The following is a 2239-nucleotide window of genomic DNA, read 5'->3' on the forward strand; positions in this document are numbered from 1 at the left end:
CGATTGACGAAACCAACTTCATAAGCGCGCTGGGCGGTGAAGAAGTCACCGGTCAGCGCCCATTCCATGGCAATACGCTTGCCGACCAGCTGCTGAAGTTTGATGACTCCGCCAGCGGCTGCAACCAGGCTGCGCTTGACTTCGGGAATGCCGAATTTTGCGTTGACGTTGGCGACGCACAGGTCGCAGGCCAGAGCCAGTTCAAGACCGCCCGCCAGCGCATAGCCTTCGACCGCTGCGATCAGCGGCTTTTCCGGTCCTTTTTCGGTGATCCCGCCAAAGCCATAGCCTTTGACCGACGGGGTTTCGCCGCGCAGAAAGCCCTTGAGATCCATGCCCGAACAGAATGTCCCGCCAGCGCCGGTGATGATCCCGGCGTTGAGGCTGTTGTCATTGTCGAGCTGCTCCATCGCCGCGCGAATGCCTTCCGCCGCTGCCTTGGTCATCGCATTTTTGGCCTCGGGCCGGTTGATCGTGACGATGATGAAACCGTCGCGGATTTCCGTGAGTACTTCTGACATATTATTCCTCCTTTTTTTTCCTGAATTTGTGTCCCGGCGAAGGCCGGGGTCCATCTCCTGAAATTGCCTCGCGATGCAATGGCGGGAGATGGGCTCCTGCCTCTTCAGGAGCACGGTTCACTTAACCCCTAGTCAAACAACAATCCGGCCAGTTTCGACCTTTGATAGGCGGCGTCCCCGACAAGCGCGCCAGCCAATATCGCCTTGCGCCGGTGCAGCTGCGCATCGCAATCATGGGTGAAGCCGAAGCCGCCATGAAACTGGATCGCCCGGTCCGCCGATGTCGAATAGCTTGCATGGGACTGGGCCGCCGCCATCCGCACCGCAACCTCGCCGCGCCCCTGCTCGCCCCAGCTGTGCGCCGCGCTATAGAGATGCGTGCGCGCCTTTTCATATTCGACATAATTGTTCACCGTCGGGTGTTTCAGAGCCTGATAGCTGCCGATGATCTTGCCGAACTGCTTGCGGGTCTTCAGATATTCCAGCGTATAGTCGATCACCGACTGCGCGCCGCCGGTCATTTCCGCTGCGTTGATCAGGCCCGCAGCAAGTTCGATCTTCTCCAGCGTCTCGCGGGTCCGGCCAGTATCGAACAGGGCATCGGTTGATAGGGTCACGCCGTCCAAAGTCACTTCATAGCTGCGCGCGGTTTCGTCGATAACCGTTTCACGGCGCAGCGCATTGGCGCCGAGCGCCGATCGTTCGATCACGGCAAAGCGCACCGCGCCGTCAATCTTGATCGAGACAATGATCAGTTCTGCGCTATCCGCCCAGAGGACCAGTTGCTTCTTGCCCGCCAGTGTAACCGTGCCACCGCTCTCGACGCCAGTGGCATCGATATTCGACAGGTCCCAGTCACCATTGGCTTCCCGCAAAGCGAGCGTCGCCGCAGCGCCCTCTGCGATTTTCGGCAACCATTGTGCCTGCTGCGCTTCGCTGCCCCCGGCGAGCAGGGCCTGTGCCGTCAATGTCGTCGAGCCGAATGGATTGCTCATCAGATTGCGGCCCATCTGCTCGGCAATCGGGACCACTTCGGCCATCGACAGACCAACCCCGCCATGCACTTCGGGAATCGCGATTGCCAGCCAGCCGAGATCGCCAATTTCGCGCCAGACGCCTGCATCATAGCCGAGATCGTCGTCGATCAGCGCCCGCACCTTGTCGACGGGGCTTTTGTCGCGACAGAAATTGGTCGCGACGTCCATCAGTTCGATCTGCTCTTCGGTGGTTCCGATTGTGCCTAGATTATCCATGATATTGCTTTCTGATCAGCGAGTTTTGGGGAGGCCGAGCGCATGCTCTGCGACAATATTACGCTGAATTTCCGAAGTTCCCCCACCGATGGTCGCCGAAAAACTGTTCAAATAGCTGCGGTGCCAATAGCCGTCGTCGACCGCATTTTCGTCGCCTACATAATAGCCCGCCTTAGTGCCCTGAAAAGCGAGCGAGAATTCGGTCAATTCGCGGATCAGTTCGGTGCGCGCCAGCTTGTTCATCAGCGGCAGCCCCATGGGCCTGTCCTGCATCAGCTGCGGCATCCGGCGGCGGGTGTTGTTCAGATTGAGCGCCTGAATATCGATCATGAACTGGGTCATCTTGTCGCGCATCACCGGATCATCGAGCAGGGGCTTGCCGTTGCGGACCGAATTTTTCGCCAGCTCGACAATCTCCATCACATCGAGTTCCTTGACGAAATAGCCGCCAACCGGTTTGACCTT

Annotated in this window: 3 protein-coding genes; all 3 read right to left on the reverse strand. The window is 58.8% G+C overall.

The features are described from left to right. A partial coding sequence (locus tag WBM93_RS05525) for an enoyl-CoA hydratase-related protein (protein WP_424429265.1) occupies positions 1–521 on the reverse strand: 521 nt, incomplete at its 3' end. 128 nt (positions 522–649) lie between these two features. Next, positions 650–1774, reverse strand: coding sequence for an acyl-CoA dehydrogenase family protein (locus WBM93_RS05530; protein ID WP_424429269.1), 1125 nt, complete (start codon positions 1772–1774; stop codon positions 650–652). Positions 1775–1789: 15 nt separating this feature from the next. Then, positions 1790–2239, reverse strand: a 450-nt coding sequence (locus WBM93_RS05535) for an acyl-CoA dehydrogenase family protein (RefSeq protein ID WP_424429271.1), incomplete at its 5' end; no start/stop codon positions are given.

The sequence above is a fragment of the Parasphingorhabdus sp. genome (assembly GCF_049667325.1).
Lineage (GTDB): Bacteria > Pseudomonadota > Alphaproteobacteria > Sphingomonadales > Sphingomonadaceae > Parasphingorhabdus.

What these genes read in the sequence shown, in the direction of transcription:
- WBM93_RS05530 (WP_424429269.1), bottom strand. Translation starts at nt 1,774, where the DNA reads ATGGATAATCTAGGCACAATCGGAACCACCGAAGAGCAGATCGAACTG.